Genomic DNA, 18,274 nt, shown 5'->3' on the forward strand with positions numbered 1-18,274 from the left:
GCTCGGCGCAAGACCGGGATTTCGTCGTTTCACCCGCGATTCCGCATCGCCATCCGTTCCCGCGCCCCTTCCGAGCCAGTCAGCCTCATGTCCGAAAAGCCGCAAAAGTCCCAAAAGTCTGAAGCCAAGGACTATTCGAAGACCCTGTTCCTGCCGCAGACCGAATTCCCGATGCGCGCCGGCCTGCCGCAGCGCGAGCCGGAGATCCTCAAGCGCTGGTACGAGATCGGCCTCTACGAGAAGCTGCGCCAGAGTGCGAAGGGCCGCGCCAAGTTCGTGTTGCATGACGGCCCGCCCTACGCCAACGGCAACATCCATATCGGCACGGCGCTGAACAAGATCCTGAAGGACCTCGTCACCAAGAGCCAGCAGATGCTCGGCTACGATTCCAACTACGTGCCGGGCTGGGACTGCCACGGCCTGCCGATCGAGTGGAAGGTCGAGGAGGAGCATTATCGCAAGAAGGGCAAGCAGAAGCCCGACTTCCGCGACAGCGCCGCGATGATTGATTTCCGCAAGGAGTGCCGCGCCTATGCCACGCACTGGCTCGGCGTGCAGCGCGAGGAGTTCAAGCGCCTCGGCGTGATCGGCGATTGGGACCATCCCTACGCCACCATGAGCTATCCGGCCGAAGCCCAGATCGCGCGCGAGCTGATGAAGTTTGCCGCAAACGGCACGCTCTATCGCGGCTCCAAGCCGGTGATGTGGAGCGTGGTTGAGAAGACCGCGCTGGCCGAAGCCGAGGTGGAGTACGAGGACCACACGTCCGATACGGTCTGGGTGAAATTCCCGGTGACCTCGCCCGCGCACGGTGCGCTCGCCTCGGCGAGCGTCGTGATCTGGACCACCACGCCCTGGACGCTGCCGGGCAATCGCGCCATCTCGTTCTCGCCGAAGATCGCTTATGGCGTCTACAAGGTGACGGACGCCCCCGCCGACAATTGGGCCAGGAACGGCGACCTCCTCATCCTCGCCGATGCGCTCGCGCAAGACGTCTTCAAGCAGGCGCGCGTGACGGCTTATGAGAAGGTCCGCGACGTCCCCGGCGACACCATGGACGCGATCGAGTGTGCCCATCCGCTCAAGGGCGTCGGCGGTGGCTACGACTTCATCGTGCCGCTGCTGCCTGGCGACCATGTCACCGATGACACCGGCACCGGCTTCGTGCACACGGCGCCCGGCCATGGCCGCGAGGACTTCGATGTCTGGATGGCGGCGGCGCGCGATCTCGACGCGCGCGGCATCAACACCGCCATCCCCTATACCGTCGACGAGAATGGCGCCTACACCGATCATGCGCCGGGCTTTGCCGGCAAGCGCGTCATCACCGACAAGGGCGAGAAGGGCGATGCCAACGAGGCCGTGATCAAGGCGCTCGTCGAGAAAGGCATGCTGCTCGCCCGCGGCCGGCTCAAGCATCAATATCCGCACTCCTGGCGCTCGAAGAAGCCGGTGATCTTCCGCAACACGCCGCAATGGTTCATCGCGATGGACAAGGACATCGCGGTGGGCGGCAAGACGAAGAGCGGCGACACGCTGCGCGCCCGCGCGCTGCAGGCGATCTCGGTGACGCAATGGGTGCCGCCGTCCGGCGAGAACCGCATCAACGGCATGATCGAGGCACGCCCCGACTGGGTGATCTCGCGCCAGCGCGCCTGGGGGGTGCCGATCGCCGTGTTCGTGCGCGAGAAGGGCGACGGCTCCGCCGAGATCCTCCAGGACGAGGCCGTCAATGCGCGCATCGGCGACGCCTTCGAGAAGGAAGGCGCCGACGCCTGGTACGCGACGGGCGCGCGCGAGCGCTTCCTCGGGTCCCGCGCGAGCGAGGACTGGCAGAAGGTCGATGACATTCTCGACGTCTGGTTCGATTCCGGCTCGACCCACGCTTTCGTGCTCGAAGATCCCGTGCAGTTTCCCGGGCTCGCCGGCATCAAGCGCAAGGTCGACGGCGGCGCCGACACGGTGATGTACTTGGAAGGCTCGGACCAGCATCGCGGCTGGTTCCACTCCTCGCTGCTGGAAAGCTGCGGCACGCGCGGCCGCGCGCCTTACGACATCGTGCTAACCCACGGCTTCACCCAGGCCGAGGACGGCCGCAAGATGTCGAAGTCGCTCGGCAACACCATCGAGCCGCAGGCCGTCATCAAGGAATCTGGCGCCGACATCTTAAGGCTCTGGGTCGCATCCAGCGACTACACCGACGACCAGCGCATCGGCCCCGAGATCCTGAAGAACACCGTCGAGACCTACCGCAAGCTGCGCAACACCGTGCGCTGGATGCTGGGCACGCTGCATCATTACAAGCCGGCCGACGCAATCGCGCCGGCCGAGATGCCCGAGCTCGAGCGCTTGATGCTGCACGAGCTCTCGGGTCGCGCCGCCGCGATCGGCAAGGCCTACCGGGAGTTCGACTACAAGACCGTGGTCGCGATCCTGTCGGCCTTCCTGAACAGCGAGCTCTCCGCCTTCTACTTCGACATCCGCAAGGATACGCTGTATTGCGATCCGCCCTCGTCACTGACGCGCAAGGCGGCGCTGACGACCATCGACCTGTTGTGCGCTTCGACCCTGAAATGGCTGGCCCCGATCCTCAGCTTCACTGCGGAGGAGGCGTGGCGCATGTACCGGCCCGACGCCGAACCGTCCGTGCACCTGACGCTGTTCCCGACCGATCTCGAAGCCTTGCGCGACGACAAGCTCGCCGCGAAATGGGAGACGATCCGCAACGTGCGTCGCGTCGTCACCGGCGCACTCGAGCTGGAACGCGCCGCCAAGAACATCGGCTCCTCGCTCGAGGCATCGCCGGTAATCTATGTCGTCGATCGCGCCATGCTGGCGACCTTGTTCGACATCGATCTGGCTGAAGTCTGCATCACCTCGAACTACGAGGTGCGGGAGGGCGAGGCGCCGGCCTCGGCGTTCCGCCTCGATGCCGTCCCCGGCGTCGCGGTCGTGGTGGAGAGGGCGATCGGCACCAAATGCGCCCGCTCCTGGAAGATCTCGCCGATGGTCGGCGAAGACGCCGAATACCCCGACGTCACCCCGCGCGACGCCAAGGCGCTGCGCGAGTGGAAGGCGCTGGGGGTGAGCGTCTGATCGGTCGGCCATGACCCCGCTCCGTGCCGGCATCCTCGCGGCCATGGTCACGCTCGTGGCCGACCAGGCCTCGAAGCTCTGGCTGTTGAACGTGTTCGACCTCGCCCGTCGCGGCGCAGTGCGGGTGACGCCGTTCTTCGACCTGGTGCTGGCCTGGAATATCGGCATCAGCTTCGGCTGGCTCCAGAACGACAGCCAGGCCGCGCAGCTCGCGCTGATGGCCGTCAAAGTGATCGCGGTGGTTGCGCTGGCGATCTGGATGGCCCGCTCGCACACCATGCTCGCGACCGTCGCGCTCGGTCTGATCATCGGCGGCGCCATCGGCAACGGCATCGACCGCTTGGCCTATGGCGCGGTGGTGGATTTCGCCCTGTTCCACATCGAGATCGCCGGAAATACCTATAATTGGTATGTGTTTAACCTCGCGGACGTGGCCATCGTTGCTGGGGTGGCAGCGCTATTGTATGATTCCTTCCTGGGGGTACCCGCCGCAAAAGCGCCCTGATCCCGGCCGATACGGACCGGCAGCTGGAACCCGGCTTTTGCAAGGGTGAAGCCGCGTGTGGGCGGCAATCTGCTACAATATGAAACAGGTACGGTGATGCGCAGCTCGAAGACCAGCGGTTCGATGGTTCGGGGCTCCCAATCGGGGGGCTGGCGGGCACTGAAATTGGCCGCCGTCGCGCTCGGCATCGGCCTCGTCATGTCGATCGGTGGCGCCCGTGCTGCCGACGATGACGACGACGACGACATGACCTTCGAAGAGAAGCTCATCGACAACCTGATGACCGGCCTTGGCGCCCGGAGCATGGAAAAACCCGGCATCGAATACCGCGAGCGTTCGCCGCTGGTCGTGCCGCCCAAGCTCGACCTGCCGCCGCCTGCCGCAGCCGAGGCTGCGGCTGCGCCGAACTGGCCGAAGGACCCCGACGAGAAGCGCCGCAAGGAGGCCATCGCCCAGCGGAAGAAGTCCGGTAACAAGGCAACGGAGTACTGGAAGAACGCCCAGCCGCTGTCGCCCGCCGAGTTGAACGCCCATAGGACGGCCGCCGCCGAAAAGACCGGCAATGACCCGGTCCAGCCGGGCACCAACGTGGCCAATCCGACGATGAGCCCTGCCGAACTCGGATATACCGGAGGGCTGTGGAAACTCTTCAAAGGGAACGGGCCCGAGTCCAAGCAGTTTACGTCGGAACCGCCACGCCAATCGCTGGTGGAGCCGCCGCCGGGATATCAGACGCCGTCGCCGAACTACGCCTACGGCGCCGGCCCGGATAATTCGAAGCGGACCTATTTCGACGTCCGATCCGGCAAGGAGAAGGAACAATAGCGTTCCTGTCCTGTCGCGACATTCTGACCCAGGCGAAGCGAGGGTCGGGCGGTGCATGTCCGCCCACCGCGTTCAAAATTGCTTATCAGTAACTTGCCTAAGCGTTGAGTTCTCTGCTTCGTGACGCGAAGCCTCAGCCGCACGGTGTAGCCTGCCGTGCCCTCCGAGCCGGAGATCCGGGCTCGGCACCTCACAACCAGGGATCATGATGTCCTCTTACCGATCGGCTGCCTGCCTCCTTGCCGCGCTGCTTTCGACGAGTGTCCTTTCGGCCGGCGCCGCCCTTGCCCAGACCACGGTGACATCGGCTCCGCCCGCCAGCTTCACGCTCGCCAACGGCATGCAGGTCGTGGTGATCCCGGACCGCCGCACCCCCGTTGTCACCGAGATGATCTGGTACAAAGTCGGCTCGGCCGATGAGACGCCCGGCAAGTCCGGCCTCGCGCACTTCCTCGAGCACCTGATGTTCAAGGGCACCGCGAAGCATCCGGCAGGCGAATTCTCCCAGACCGTGCTGCGTGTCGGCGGCAACGAGAACGCTTCGACCTCGGTCGACTACACCAACTACTATCAGCGCGTGCCGAAAGAGCAGCTGCCGACCATGATGGAGTTCGAGGCCGACCGCATGACGGGCCTCGTCCTCAAGGACGAGAACGTGCTGCCCGAGCGCGACGTCGTGCTCGAAGAGTACAACATGCGCGTCGCCAACAATCCGGATGCGCGGTTGAACGAGCAGATCATGGCCGCGCTCTATCTCAACCATCCCTACGGGCGGCCGGTGATCGGCTGGCATCAGGAGATCGAGAAGCTCGATCGCGAGGATGCGCTCGCCTTCTATCGTCGCTTCTACGCGCCGAACAACGCGATCCTGGTGATCGCCGGCGACGTCGACGCCGCCGAAATCCGCCCGCTGGTCGAGCGCAATTTCGGCTCGATCCCCGCGCAGCCCGCGATCCCGGCGCGGCGCGTTCGTCCGCAGGAGCCGGAGCCCGCCGCCCCGCGCACCGTCACGCTGGCCGACCCGCGCGTCGAGCAGCCGAACATGCGGCGCTATTATCTCGTGCCCTCGGCGACCACGGCCGCGGCCGGCGAGAGCGCGGCCCTCGACGTGCTGGCGCAGCTGATCGGCAGCGGCAGCAATTCCTATCTCTACCGTGCCCTCGTGGTCGACAAGCCGCTCGCGGTCTCCGCCAGCGCCAGCTATTCGAGCATCTCGCTCGACCCGACCCAGTTCGCGATCTCGGCTGCACCGAAACCCGGCGTCAGTTTTTCGGAGGTCGAGCAGGCGGTCGACGGGGTCCTCGCCAACGTCGCGCAGAACCCGATCCGCGCCGAGGATCTGGAGCGGGTCAAAACCCAGCTCATTGCCGAAGCGATCTACGCCCAGGACAACCAGGCTGTGCTGGCGCGCTGGTACGGCGGCGCGCTGACCACCGGCCTGTCGATCGAGGACATCAGGAGCTGGCCCGATCGCATCCGCGCCGTCACCGCCGAGCAGGTCCGCGCCGTTGCGCAGAAATGGCTCGAGAAGAAGCGTTCGGTGACCGGCTACCTGATCAAGGACACTGCAACCGCCAAGCGCGAGGAGAAGCGCTCGTGACCTATTCCTTCGTTCGCCGCATTGCATTCTCCGTTGCCGCCGGCGCGGTCCTCGCATTCTCTGCGGTCTCGCCGTCGCAGGCCGCCGCAAAGATCCAGCACCTGATCTCGCCGGGCGGCATCGAAGCCTGGTTCGTGCAGGACGCAACCGTGCCGCTGATTGCCATGGAATATTCCTTCGCCGGGGGCTCGGCGGAGGACCCCAAGGACAAGCCGGGCGTTGCCAATCTGGTCGGCTCTCTCCTCGACGAAGGCTCAGGCGATCTCGATTCCAAGACGTTCCATGAACGGCTCGACCGCCGCGCCATCGAGCTGTCCTTCAACGCCACCCGCGACACCCTCCGGGGCAGCCTTCGCATGCTGCGCGACAACAAGGACGAGGCCTTCGACCTGCTCAGGATGGCGCTGACCTCGCCGCATTTCGACACGGCCGACGTCGAACGCATCCGCTCGCAGGTCATATCGGGCCTGCGCCGCGAGACCACCAATCCGACCTCGCTGGCGAGCCGCAAGTTTCTGGAGCTCGCGTTCGGCGATCACCCCTACAGCCGGCAGAGCAACGGCAACCTCGACAGCGTGCCGACCATCACAATTGCCGACCTGAGGAATTATGTCGGCCGTGTCCTCGCCAGGGATGGCCTCAAGATTGCGGTCGTCGGCGACGTCGATCCGGCTACGCTCGGAAAGCTGCTCGACCACACCTTCGGCAGCCTGCCCGCCAAAGCCAATCTGACGCCAGTCCCCGACGTCGAGGCTGCAAAGCCGCCGCAACGCGCCTTCGTGACCCTCGACGTGCCGCAGACGGTGATCACCTTCGGCGGACCCGGCGTGAAGCGGAGTGATCCGAGCTTCATGGCGGCCTACGTCGTCAACCACATCCTCGGCGGCGGCGGCCTATCGTCCCGGCTCTATCGCGAGGTGCGCGAGAAGCGCGGACTGGCCTATTCGGTGTACGAGTCGCTGCTCTGGATGCAGCACTCGGCGATTTTCATCGGCAATACCGGCACCCGCGCCGACCGCGCCGGCGACACCATCGAGGCCATCGAACAGGAGGTGCGCCGCATCGCCGAGGAGGGCCCGACGCAGAAGGAGCTCGATGAGGCCAAGTCCTATCTCAAGGGCTCGCAGATGCTGGCGCTCGACACCTCGTCCAAGCTGGCACAGGCGCTGCTGCAATATCAGCAAGACAAGCTGCCGATCGACTATATCGAGAAGCGCAACGCCATCGTCGACGCCGTGACGCTGGACGATGCCAAGGCGGCCGCCAAGCGGCTCTGGGGCCAGGGGCTGCTGACCGTCGTCGTCGGCCGGGCCCCGCAGGCCGCCGTGCAACCGGCGGCTGCACCGGCGACGAAGTCGAACTGATCTCTTTTCTCGACGTTTCCTGAATGGCCGGGGCCATCCCGGCCATTTGCGTTTCACGGCAGCGCCATTGCTGACGACGGATGTCCGCGGTATGTCCTGACATCACGAATGGTGCCAGCATGCTGCGGATATCCCGCGATCTCGTCATCGACGAGGACGACATCGAGATCGGCTTTGTCCGCGCCTCCGGCCCGGGCGGGCAGAACGTCAACAAGGTCGCGACCTCCGCGCAGCTGCGCTTCGACACGCGCAAGCTGACCTTGCCCGAGGACGCGGCGCTGCGCCTTGCCCGCATTGCCGGCCAGCGCATGACCAAGGACGGCGTGATCGTGATCCACGCTCAGCGCTTTCGCACTCAGGAGCGCAACCGTCAGGATGCCATCGACCGTCTCGTCGAGATCCTCAAGGAGGCCATGGTCCGGCCGACGCCTCGCCGTGCGACGCGGCCGACCTTCGCCTCCAAGCAGCGCCGGCTCGAGGGCAAGAAACGCCGCAGCGACATCAAGGCCGGCCGCGGCCGGAGCTTCGACGATTGATGCGAAAAACCTCCGGTCGCGCGAGCGACCGGAGATTTGCCGTTCGCGAGCTGGCGTCAGTAGCGCTTGCCGGCCGCAGCACCGCCGGTCGCCGCATCGTCCGTGGTGCCCTTGCGCGTCGCGCTGCCGGTGGTCCCGACGGACCCCTTCGTGCCTTTGCCCGACTTCATGCCGACCTTCTCGCCGGCTGCGCCCTGCTGTGCACCGAGATCCTCATCCTCGCTGCCTGACGCGCCTCCTTGCATGGGCTTGCTTTGTACGGTGCCGCCAGGCCTCGTCCCAGACGAGGTGCCTTGGGCGAGAACGGGCGTTGCAACGAGGGCCGCGAGAGCGCAAGCGATCGCAGAGGTCTTCACCAACTTCATCCATTTCTCCTGGAATGTCGCGATGAACCGTCGGTTGCCTTCTGCACCGTTCGCCTGCACCGGACCGGTTCATCGCAAAGAGAGTTCGAACGGCGCGGTGTGATGCAAGCCGCGTCGTGTGGTGATCGTTTAGGGTTTTCGCGGCGCTTTCGCGGAATTGTGCTCCTCATATGCGGCGGCGCGGAACATGCCAAGCATTCCCGACGGACGAGGCGCGCCGAAAATGTCCCCCATTTCGGGTGTGGGAAGCTCGACCTGACCCATGCATTTGTCGCTGCGCGGCATTAGACTTGAGAATATTCGCCGAGTGAGCCTCATGCCCGTCCGCCAGCTGCCAGAACAGGTCGTCAACCGCATCGCCGCCGGCGAGGTGGTCGAACGTCCGGCGAGCGTGGTCAAGGAGCTGGTCGAGAACGCTATCGATGCCGGCGCGAGCCGCATCGACGTCTTCACCGACGGCGGCGGGCGGCGGCGAATCGGCATCACCGACGACGGCAGCGGCATGATCGCAAAAGACCTTGCGCTCGCCGTCGAGCGCCATGCCACCTCCAAGCTCGACGACGAGGACCTGCTGCAGATCCGCACCCTCGGGTTTCGCGGCGAGGCCCTGCCCTCAATCGGCTCGGTGGCGCGCCTCTCCATCACCACGCGGCACGCCAGCGAGCCGCACGCCTGGGCGTTGTCGGTCGAGGGCGGCGAGAAGTCCGGGATCATGCCGGCGGCGCTGGCGCATGGCACGCGCGTCGAGGTTGGCGACCTCTTCTACGCGACGCCGGCGCGGCTCAAGTTTCTGAAAACTGACCGCACCGAAGCGGAAGCCATCCGCGAAGTGGTACGGCGCCTCGCGATGGCGCGGCCCGACATCGCCTTCACGCTCGCCGGCGAGGAGCGCGCACCGGTGACCTGGACCGCGGCGCTGCCCGGCGCGGCCGGACGGCTGACTCGGCTTGGCGACATCCTCGGCGCCGAGTTCCGCAGCCACGCCATCGAGGTCCATGCCGAGCGCGAGGGCGTCGTGGTCGCCGGCTATGCCGCGGCTCCCGCGCTGACCAAGGCCAACGCACTCGGCCAATATCTCTTCGTCAACGGCCGGCCGGTGCGCGACAAGCTCATTCTCGGCGCCGTGCGCGCGGCCTATTCCGACTATCTGCCGCGCGACCGCCATCCGGTGCTTGCGCTGTTCGTCACGCTCGATCCGCGCGAGGTCGATGCCAATGTGCATCCGGCCAAGACCGAGGTGCGCTTCCGCAATGCCGGCCTCGTCCGCGCGCTGATCGTGCATGGCTTGAAGGAAGCGCTGGCGCGCGAGGGCCGCCGCACCGCCGCCAATAGCGGCGAGAGCGCGCTGTCCTCGTTCCGCCCAGCCTTCACGCCGCCACGTCCGGCAAGCTGGGACTGGCGCGCCTCGCCAGCCGCCCCGGTGGCGCCGATGCCGTCGTTCGAAGGCGCCGCCGCGCCCGCCTTCGCCGAGCGTGCGCAGGCTGCCTTCGACGTCGGCGCGCCCAGTGCTGACGTGCGGATCGAGAGCCAACCCGCCGGCGATCTCGTCGATCGCCCGCTCGGCGCGGCGCGCACGCAGATCCACGAGACCTACATCGTCTCGCAGACCCGCGACGGCCTGATCATCGTCGACCAGCACGCCGCGCATGAGCGCATCGTCTACGAGCGGCTGAAGGCCTCGCTCGCCGCCAACGGCGTGCAGCGGCAGATCCTGCTGATCCCCGAGATCGTCGAGATGGATGAGGCCACTGTGGAGCGCCTGCTGGAGCGCAGCGAGGAGCTGGCATCGTTCGGCCTTGCCATCGAATCCTTCGGCCCCGGCGCGGTCGCGGTGCGCGAGACGCCGTCGCTGCTCGGCAAGACCAATGCCGGCGGCCTGTTGCGCGATCTCTCCGAGCACATGGCCGAATGGGACGAGGCGCTGCCGCTCGAACGCCGCCTGATGCACGTCGCGGCGACCATGGCCTGCCACGGCTCGGTGCGCGCCGGCCGCCGGCTGCGGCCGGAGGAGATGAACGCGCTGCTCCGCGAGATGGAGGAGACGCCGAACTCCGGCCAGTGCAATCACGGCCGGCCGACCTATGTCGAGCTGAAGCTCAGCGACGTGGAGAAGCTGTTCGGGCGGCGGTGACGGTGCCGTAGGGTGGATTAGCCGAAGGCGTAATCCACCTCTTCTGCGTCCGCAGTGAGAGACAGTGGCGGATTACGCTTTGCTAATCCGCCCTACGCAAGAACACAAACTCCGTGTCGTCATAGGCGCGCCGCTCCAGCTCCTCGAAACCTTCAGGCGTCACGAACTGCGCGGCCTTCGCCTCTTCCACCACGAGCAGCGCGCCGGGCGTGAGCCAGCCGCCGTCGCGAAGGCTCGCGAGCGCCTTCTCGGCAAAGCCCTTGCCATAGGGCGGATCGAGGAACACCAGCGAGAACGGCTCGACGGGATGCGCGGGGCCGAGATCGGTCGCATCGCGGCGATACACCTTGGTGACGCCGCCGAGGCCGAGCGCCTCGACATTGTTGCGCAACAGCGCACGCGCCTCCGCGCCGTTGTCCACGAACAGCGTGAACTTCGCCCCGCGCGAGGCCGCCTCGATGCCGAGCGCGCCGGTGCCGGCGAAGAGATCGAGCACGCGCGCATCCGCAATCGGATCGTCATAGGCGTGCACGAGGATGTTGAACACGGACTCGCGCAACCGGTCCGCCGTCGGGCGGATGTCACGCGAAGACGGTGAGGCGAGATTGCGCCCCTTCAAACGACCGCCGACGACGCGCAACTTCAATCCTCCCGCGGCGTCAGGTCGCGTTTGCCGTGATAACCGCGCTTGGGACGGCGCGGCGGGCCGTAGCCGCTCGCCTCCATCTCGTTGCGCTCGCGCGCCTCCTCGCTGCCGGTGCGCTGCACCAGCACGCGGCGGCCCTTGCGGTCGTTGATGACGGCGCGCTTGCTGGCGGGCTTCTTCTCGCTGGTCGCGTCGTCGATGCGCGAAGATGACTTCGAGGACGCGTCGAACTGCGCGCCCGACTTCTCGATCACCTTGTCGCCGAGCTGCTCGCGCAGCACGCGCGCGCGGATCTCCTCGACCTGGCCTTCCGGAATCTCGCCGAGCTGGAACGGTCCGTAGGAGACGCGGATCAGCCGGTTCACCTCGAGGCCGAGATGGGCGCAGACATTGCGCACCTCGCGGTTCTTGCCCTCGCGGATCGCGAACACCAGCCAGACATTGGCGCCCTGGTCGCGCTCCAGCGTGGCCTCGATCGGACCATACTTGACGCCCTCGATCTCGATGCCGTTCTTGAGCTGGTCGAGCTGCGCCTGGGTGACGTCGCCATGGGCGCGGACGCGGTAGCGGCGCAGCCAGCCGGTGTCGGGCAGCTCGAGCGTGCGCGCGAGGCCGCCATCGTTGGTGAGCAGCAGCAAGCCCTCGGTGTTGAAGTCGAGCCGGCCGACGCTGATCAGGCGCGGCAGGCCTTCGGGCAGATTGTCGAACACGGTCGGACGGCCCTCGGGGTCGTCATGCGTCGTCATCAGCCCGCGCGGCTTGTGGTAGAGAAAGAGGCGCGTGCGCTCGCGCTCCGGCAACGGCTTGCCGTCGACCATGACGACGTCGTTCTTGGTGACGTCGAGCGCGGGCGAGTTGATGACGCGGCCGTTGACGGTGACGCGGCCCTGCGTGACCATCTCCTCGGCATCGCGGCGCGAGGCAAGCCCGGCGCGGGCCAGCACCTTGGCGATGCGCTCGCCGGCCTTCTTCGGCTTCGGCGCGTCGTCGCGGCGCGGCCGGCCCTCGAAATCACGATCGCGCTCGCGATAAGCGCCGCGGCCGCCGAAGGCGGGACGCTTCTCGAAGATCCTGCTGTCGTCCTCGTTGTCGCGGCGCGGACGGTCGCGGAAGCGGCCCTCGTTGCGCGGATGCTCCTGCCAGTCCATGCGGCCTTCAGGGCGCTGGCGTGGGCGATCGAACTTCGGACGGTCACCGCGTTCGCTGTCGCGGTCACGGGGCCGATCGAATTTCGGCCGCTCGCGAAACGGGCGGTCACCGGATGCGCGGTCGTCGCGCGAACGAGAGAAACGCGGACGGTCCTCGCCACGACCGCCCTCACGGCGATCGTCGCGCTGACGCCAGGGCTTCTCGTCGCCGCGATCGCGGCCGCCGAAATCCTTATCAAAACTCTTGCGCGGGCGATCCCCGCGCGGTGCGCGATCACCGCGATCGAAATTCGGGCGGTCTCCGCGCGGCTTGAAGCTACGTTCGCCACGATCCTCGCGCGGTCCGCGATCCCCACGGTCGCGTCCGCGATCCCCACGGTCGCGTTGGCGATCCGGCCCGCCTCGCGAAAATTTCCGTTCGCCGTCGAACTTGCGCTCTGGACGGTCGCCGCGCGGCGCGTAGGGCTTCTTGTCGCCGAACTTCCTGTCGCTGGAGCGGCCGGCCGAGCGTGCATCGTCGCGATCCCTGCGGGGCGGACGATCGCCGCGGCCAAAGGACGGGCGATCGCCGCGCGGCTTGAAGCTGCGCTCGCCGCGGCCTTCACTGCCGCGGTCGTCGCGCTTGAAGCGGGGACGGTCGCTGAAATCGCGGCGCGGTGCGTCGCCCTCCTCGCGGCGGCGGAATGGACGGCTGTCACGGTCGCCACGGGGCGGGCGGCTGTCGCGCGCGCCCTTACCCTCACCCTTGCCCTCGAAGCTGCGCTTGGCGAATTTCTTCTCTGGCCCGCGCGGCTTGCCGCTACGGCCTTTGGCCGGGCCTCGCCGGCCGCGGGAATCGTTGTCTTTGTCGCTGTCGCGAGGCATGACTAATCTCACTTAAGGGGTGGCGCGAGCATTGTGCGCGCTCGCTGCGAGCCGCATGCTCAGGCAAAATCGGTATCCACTCTTGCTGAAGGCGGAGCTAGTAGCAGGTTTCTGGCGATGATACGAGGCATGAAAGCCCCTTCTTTCATGGATTTGGCACTTCTGGCGGCCGAAAATGCCGGAAAAGCGGGCGAAGTTCCGATCGGCTGCGTGGTGGTCCGCGATCACGAGGTGATCGCCACCGGCGCCAACCGGACGCTGACCGACCATGATCCGACCGCCCATGCCGAGATCATCGCGCTGCGCGCGGCCGCCGCGAAGATCGGCAGCGAGCGGCTGATCGACTGCGACCTCTACGTGACGCTGGAGCCCTGCACCATGTGTGCGGGCGCGATCTCGTTTGCAAGGGTGAGACGGCTCTATTACGGCGCGGCCGACCCCAAGGGCGGCGCGGTGGAGTCAGGCGTGCGGTTCTTTGCCTCGCCGACCTGTCACCACACGCCGGACGTCTATTCCGGCGTCGGCGAGAGCGAGGCGGCGCGGCTGCTGAAGGAGTTCTTTCGGGAGCGGCGGTAGGTCGGAGTCGCGTAGCCCGGATGGAGCGAAGCGCAATCCGGGACAGTGCCGCGGCGAGGAGAGAATCCCGGATTTCGCTGCGCTCCATCCGGGCTACAAGATCGTCAGGCCAAGAAGAACTCGCGCAGCGCCCTCGCTGTCACATCGGGATTCTCCTCCGTGAGGAAGTGGCCGGAATCCACCGGCATGCCGGAGGCGTTCGTGGCCCATTGCTTCCACGTGTCCAGCGGCGTCGCGGCGGCCTGGGCCACGCCGGCATTGCCCCACAGGGCCAGCATCGGGATCGTGATCTTCTTGCCCGCCTCGAAATCGGCCTTGTCGAGGTCGTAGTCGAAATGGGCGCCGGCGCGGTAATCCTCGCACATCGCGTGGATGCGGGCGGGATCGCGGAACGGGGCGAGGTAGTGCTCGAGCGCGCGCGGGTCGATCGCGTCCAGCGTCTTCGACCTGGTCTGGCTCGCCATCTTGAAGCGCAGGAAGAACTCGCCTTGGCCTGCGATCAGCGTCTCCGGCAGCGGATAGGGCTGCGCCAGGAAGGTCCAGTGATAGATCTTCAAGGCATAGGCGCGGTTCATCCGCTCCCAGTAATTATAGGTCGGCAGGATATCGAGCACGGCGAGCTTCGACAGCCGGCCGGGATGATCGAGCGCGAGCCGGTACGACACGCGGCCGCCGCGGTCGTGGCCGGCGAGCGCGAAATGCACGTGGCCAAGGCGCTCCATGACCTCGACCATGGCTTTCGCCATGGCGCGCTTAGAGTAGGGGATGTGCAGCGCATCGCTGGCGGGCATGTCGGACCAGCCGTAGCCCGGCAGATCGGCGATGATCAGCGTGAACGCTTCCGCGAGCTCAGGGGCCACCTGGTGCCACATCACGTGGGTCTCGGAGAAGCCGTGCAGGAGCAGCAGCGGCGGGCCCTTGCCGCCGACGCGGGCGAAGATGCGGCCGAACGAGGTATCGATCCATTCGGCGGCAAAGCCCGGATAGAGGTCGGCGAGATCGGACATCTTGTTGCATCCTTGTTGGTCGGTCGCGGGGCCGCTCGCCAAAAAAGTGTCGAAAACAACCCCATGCACAGTACCGGTATTATCGTCGGGGCAACTAACCCCAACTGCTGATTGCACATTCTGGATTGTAGATGTGGCGGCGCGGTGACGCGAACGTCGCGATTCCGGACCGGCGCTTTTGGGGGCGCCGTCCGCAATGACGCGCTAATTTTTGGCCTTTTCCGCCTCCACCGCCTGCCAGCCGATGTCGCGGCGGCAGAAACCGTCCGGCCAGTCGACGCGGTCGACGGCTTGATAGGCGCGCGCCTGCGCTTCCGTCACAGTCGCCCCCAGCGCGCAGACATTGAGCACGCGGCCGCCATTGGCGAGGATCGCGCCGTCCTTCTCAACCGTGCCGGCGTGGAAGATCTCGACGGTGTCGACCTTGGCGGCCTCCTCCAGCCCCTGGATGCGCGTGCCCTTCTGGTAGTCGCCGGGATAGCCCTTCGCCGCCATCACCACGGTGAGCGCGGATTCCTTGTGCCAGCGCAGGTCGAAGTGCTTCAGCTCCCCGTCGCAGGCGGCGAGCAGCGCCGGCACGATGTCGCTCATCATGCGCAGCATCAAGACCTGGCACTCGGGATCGCCGAAGCGGACGTTGAACTCGAACAGTTTTGGCCCCTGCGTCGTCAGCATGATGCCGGCATAGAGCACGCCGCGGAACGGCGTGCCGCGCTGCTTCATGCCTGCGACCGTCGGCAGGATGATCTTGGCCATGATCGCGTCGTGGACGGCGGGCGTGACCAGCGGCGTCGGCGAATAGGCGCCCATGCCGCCGGTGTTCGGGCCGACGTCGTGGTCGAACACGCGCTTGTGGTCCTGGGCGGAGGCCAGCGGGATCGCCGTCTCGCCGTCGCACAGCGCAAAGAAGCTGATCTCGCGGCCCGGCAGAAACTCCTCGATCACGACCTCCGCGCCGGCCTCGCCGAAGGCGCCCTCGAACATCATGGCGATGGCGTCCTCGGCCTCGCGCACGGTTTTCGCAACGACGACGCCCTTGCCGGCGGCAAGGCCATCGGCCTTGACCACGATCGGCGCGCCCTGGCTCTGCACATAGGCGCGCGCGTCATCGGCATTGGTGAATCGCTTGTAGGCGCCGGTCGGAATGCCGAACTCGGTGCACAGCGCCTTGGTGAACCCCTTGGAGCTTTCGAGCTGGGCCGCGACCTTGCTCGGCCCGAACGCCTTGATGCCGGCGGCGCTGAGATCATCGACGATGCCGGCCGCGAGCGGCGTCTCCGGCCCGACCACCACGAGCTCCACCGCGTTCTTTTTGCAGAAGTCGATCACGGCGGCATGGTCGGCGACATCGAGCGCCACGCATTCCGCCTCCCTGGCGATGCCGGCATTGCCGGGCGCGCACCAGAATTTGGTCACCAGGGGAGAGGCTGCGATCTTCCACGCCAGGGCATGTTCGCGGCCGCCGGAACCAAGCAGGAGAATGTGCATCGAGGGCTCAGGATGAGGGGTTTTGCTGGAGGCGGAGGTCGCATGAATCGGGGTGGGGCTCAAGAGGAAACGGTGCGAACTCCCCGCCATTCGATGTGCTCGATCATTCCAGGCGCTTGCTGGCGAATGACTTTTCGCCATGCGAGCGATCGGCTACACGGGAATTGCATTTCCCCGTGTGCTCGCGGGCGCTGATCCAACAAGGCCCAAAGAATGACTGAGAAGCCGCAACCGGGCGCGCCCGCCCTGGAGAAAGGGCTGGACCTTCTGGAGGCGCTGGCGGGCGCTGCACGCGGGATGAGCCAGAAGCAGCTCGCCGAACGCGTCGGGCGCTCCGTCAGCGAGATCTTCCGGATGCTGGTGGCGCTGGAGCGCCGGGGCTATGTCGCGCGCGACCCCGCGACCGGCGAATACACGTTGACGCTGAAGCTGTTCCGCATCGCCTCGCAATTCCCGCCGACCGAGCGGCTGCTGAAGGCCGCGCTGCCGGTCATGGAGCAACTCGCCTCCCGCGTGCAACTGTCCTGCCACCTGACGGTGCTGCACGGCGAGCAGTTCATGGTGATCGCCCGTATCGAGCCGGAATGGCTGATGGGCTGGTCGGTCAAGGTCGGCGCGGTGTTTCCGCTCACCCAGCAATACGCTTCGGCGAAGGTTCTGGCGGCCTTTCAGCTCGAGGGCCGCCGCCAGGAGCTGGCGCAGGTCATCGCGACTAATGATCGGATCAGCATCAAGAAGGCACTTGCCGCGCTCGACCGCATTTCAGCGGAGGGAGGAAACTTCTCCAACGACGACGGCTATACGCGCATCCTTGCCTATAGCTGCCCTATCATCGAAGTCTCCGGCCGTGCGGTGGCCGCGATGACCGTGCCGCTGGTGAGGCAGGATCAGATCCCGGCAAGCGAGGCCAGCACCATCGCCGCGGAGCTGCGTAGCGCCGCCAGGATCGTGTCCGAGAAGATCGGCGGCGTTTCTTGACGCGATAGCCGACATTGTAGGCGCCGCCATGCCTGGACATGGCGATTCCAGGAGAAGCCTTCGAGGGAGTCCCTGTGATATTATGATCCGATGCAGCTAATTTTCATCTATGGGCAAGTCGCCTCAGGAAAACTGACTATCGCGCGCCATCTTGCCTCCGGGACAGGGATTGCGCTGTTTCACAATCACCTTGTCGTCGATGCAGTTGGCGCGGTGTTTCCGTTTGGCACGGAGGCATTCGCGCGTTTACGTGAACAATTCTGGATGGCCGTGTTTGAGGAAGCTGCCAAGCAGAGGCGATCGTTGATATTCACATTCGCCCCCGAGCCAACGGTGGCTGGCGATTTTCCGATCCGAGTACAAGAATTAGTGGAGCGCAATGGCGGTGAGGTCATCTTCGTAGCACTTCACCTGGAACAGGCAGAGCAAGAGCGACGCCTGGTCGATGAAGATCGTGCCGCATTCGGCAAGATGCGGGACCTGTCGCTACTGCGCACACTCCGACCGCAGTTCGATGCCTGCATGGCATCAATGCCCCAGCCCGCCCTCACCCTCGATGCAGGTCATCTGAAGCCGTCCGAGAGTGCCGAGGCTATCTCAAGCCTGATCTCGGCAAAGGCTAAGTGAGAGACCTAGACTAAAGCGTGATGAGATCAGGTTTGATTTGCGGCCTGGATTCACCCTTTTTGTTTCTCTTCTGCGCTTTTTCCATCGGAGCTTTTCGAGCGCTCTTCGAATCGATCGGCTCCCTTGGCCAGATCGTGCCCCATCTTGCTCTCGTTTTTCGCTTCGTCCTTGGACGTCGATTCCCGCAAGCCTTCAGCGGCCCGTTCGCCCGCCTTTGATGATTTTCGTTCGTCATCCATTGGTGGCTCCTCCCTGATAAAGACGCCTCCCAGGAAGCTCGCTGGTCTATCCCGGATGGACGTACCAACGTTCCAATCGGATCGCCTGGACATTGTTCCCAATTCCGTTGACGCTCTTGGTCGAGCCGCGACACACCCGGCATCGATGCGCCAAGCACGCTTCGACGCGGGCCCAACAGCGCTCGAACGTCTGCCTCGGGTCAAGCCGGCGTCGCCGGATTAGGCGACAAGCTCAGCTGGGCCAGAAGGCGACATTGTGAGTTTGATGTGTTAAGAGCG

Annotated in this window: 16 protein-coding genes; 10 read left to right on the forward strand and 6 right to left on the reverse strand. The window is 65.9% G+C overall.

What is annotated here, in order from left to right; translation table 11 throughout:
- Nucleotides 1-87 precede the first annotated feature (87 nt).
- The 6 genes from ileS (at nucleotide 88) to arfB (ending at nucleotide 7,926) form a co-directional block, all read left to right on the forward strand.
- A complete protein-coding gene (ileS, locus tag I6F28_RS18855; protein ID WP_225140478.1) occupies nucleotides 88-3,096 on the forward strand; it encodes an isoleucine--tRNA ligase in 3,009 nt (1,002 codons plus the stop codon).
- Nucleotides 3,097-3,106: 10 nt separating this feature from the next.
- Nucleotides 3,107-3,601, forward strand: a complete 495-nt coding sequence (gene lspA / locus I6F28_RS18860; protein WP_036027098.1) for a signal peptidase II — start codon at nucleotides 3,107-3,109, stop codon at nucleotides 3,599-3,601.
- A 96-nt stretch (nucleotides 3,602-3,697) separates the two neighbouring features.
- Nucleotides 3,698-4,426 (forward strand): hypothetical protein, encoded by a 729-nt coding sequence (locus I6F28_RS18865; RefSeq protein WP_225140642.1) that lies wholly within the window; start codon nucleotides 3,698-3,700, stop codon nucleotides 4,424-4,426.
- A gap of 205 nt (nucleotides 4,427-4,631) precedes the next feature.
- The gene (locus I6F28_RS18870) at nucleotides 4,632-6,026 is read left to right on the forward strand and encodes a M16 family metallopeptidase (protein WP_370057809.1); all 1,395 of its coding nucleotides are present in this window, start codon (nucleotides 4,632-4,634) and stop codon (nucleotides 6,024-6,026) included.
- Complete coding sequence (locus tag I6F28_RS18875; RefSeq protein ID WP_036009252.1) at nucleotides 6,023-7,390, forward strand: M16 family metallopeptidase; 1,368 nt, start codon at nucleotides 6,023-6,025, stop codon at nucleotides 7,388-7,390. The genes I6F28_RS18870 and I6F28_RS18875 overlap by 4 nt, the downstream gene beginning before the upstream one ends.
- 119 nt (nucleotides 7,391-7,509) lie before the next feature.
- Nucleotides 7,510-7,926, forward strand: a complete 417-nt coding sequence (gene arfB, locus I6F28_RS18880) for an alternative ribosome rescue aminoacyl-tRNA hydrolase ArfB (RefSeq protein ID WP_027575820.1) — start codon at nucleotides 7,510-7,512, stop codon at nucleotides 7,924-7,926.
- A gap of 56 nt (nucleotides 7,927-7,982) precedes the next feature.
- Here the strand turns inward: arfB and I6F28_RS18885 are convergent, their stop codons facing one another.
- Nucleotides 7,983-8,291, reverse strand: a complete 309-nt coding sequence (locus I6F28_RS18885) for a hypothetical protein (protein WP_225126843.1) — start codon at nucleotides 8,289-8,291, stop codon at nucleotides 7,983-7,985.
- Nucleotides 8,292-8,607: 316 nt separating this feature from the next.
- On the opposite strand from I6F28_RS18885, the gene mutL reads away from it, so the two are divergent.
- A complete protein-coding gene (gene mutL, locus I6F28_RS18890; protein ID WP_225140479.1) occupies nucleotides 8,608-10,422 on the forward strand; it encodes a DNA mismatch repair endonuclease MutL in 1,815 nt (604 codons plus the stop codon).
- A gap of 82 nt (nucleotides 10,423-10,504) precedes the next feature.
- On the opposite strand, the gene rsmD is transcribed toward mutL, so the two are convergent.
- Nucleotides 10,505-11,062, reverse strand: coding sequence for a 16S rRNA (guanine(966)-N(2))-methyltransferase RsmD (rsmD, locus tag I6F28_RS18895; protein ID WP_225147360.1), 558 nt, complete (start codon nucleotides 11,060-11,062; stop codon nucleotides 10,505-10,507).
- Nucleotides 11,063-11,064: 2 nt separating this feature from the next.
- Nucleotides 11,065-13,080: a pseudouridine synthase gene (locus I6F28_RS18900; protein ID WP_225140480.1), complete on the reverse strand. Its 2,016-nt coding sequence runs from the start codon at nucleotides 13,078-13,080 to the stop codon at nucleotides 11,065-11,067.
- A gap of 117 nt (nucleotides 13,081-13,197) precedes the next feature.
- On the opposite strand from I6F28_RS18900, the gene tadA reads away from it, so the two are divergent.
- Nucleotides 13,198-13,656 carry a tRNA adenosine(34) deaminase TadA gene (gene tadA, locus I6F28_RS18905; RefSeq protein ID WP_225140481.1) on the forward strand — a complete coding sequence of 153 codons (459 nt, stop codon included), beginning with the start codon at nucleotides 13,198-13,200 and terminating at the stop codon, nucleotides 13,654-13,656.
- Between the two features lie 104 nt (nucleotides 13,657-13,760).
- Here tadA and I6F28_RS18910 read toward each other — a convergent pair whose 3' ends face one another.
- Together I6F28_RS18910 and purD are read right to left on the reverse strand one after the other, a co-directional pair.
- Nucleotides 13,761-14,663: an alpha/beta fold hydrolase gene (locus I6F28_RS18910; RefSeq protein ID WP_225140482.1), complete on the reverse strand. Its 903-nt coding sequence runs from the start codon at nucleotides 14,661-14,663 to the stop codon at nucleotides 13,761-13,763.
- Nucleotides 14,664-14,867: 204 nt separating this feature from the next.
- Nucleotides 14,868-16,151: a phosphoribosylamine--glycine ligase gene (purD, locus tag I6F28_RS18915; protein WP_225140483.1), complete on the reverse strand. Its 1,284-nt coding sequence runs from the start codon at nucleotides 16,149-16,151 to the stop codon at nucleotides 14,868-14,870.
- Between the two features lie 213 nt (nucleotides 16,152-16,364).
- On the opposite strand from purD, the gene I6F28_RS18920 reads away from it, so the two are divergent.
- Nucleotides 16,365-17,129 carry an IclR family transcriptional regulator gene (locus I6F28_RS18920; protein ID WP_225140484.1) on the forward strand — a complete coding sequence of 255 codons (765 nt, stop codon included), beginning with the start codon at nucleotides 16,365-16,367 and terminating at the stop codon, nucleotides 17,127-17,129.
- Nucleotides 17,130-17,219: 90 nt separating this feature from the next.
- Complete coding sequence (locus I6F28_RS18925) at nucleotides 17,220-17,756, forward strand: P-loop nucleotide/nucleoside kinase family protein (RefSeq protein WP_109145337.1); 537 nt, start codon at nucleotides 17,220-17,222, stop codon at nucleotides 17,754-17,756.
- 50 nt (nucleotides 17,757-17,806) lie between these two features.
- On the opposite strand, the gene I6F28_RS18930 is transcribed toward I6F28_RS18925, so the two are convergent.
- The gene (locus tag I6F28_RS18930) at nucleotides 17,807-17,995 is read right to left on the reverse strand and encodes a hypothetical protein (RefSeq protein WP_036039966.1); all 189 of its coding nucleotides are present in this window, start codon (nucleotides 17,993-17,995) and stop codon (nucleotides 17,807-17,809) included.
- Nucleotides 17,996-18,274: the final 279 nt, after the last annotated feature.

Origin of the sequence: Bradyrhizobium sp. NBAIM14 (assembly GCF_020193895.1) — a bacterium.
Lineage (GTDB): Bacteria > Pseudomonadota > Alphaproteobacteria > Rhizobiales > Xanthobacteraceae > Bradyrhizobium > Bradyrhizobium yuanmingense.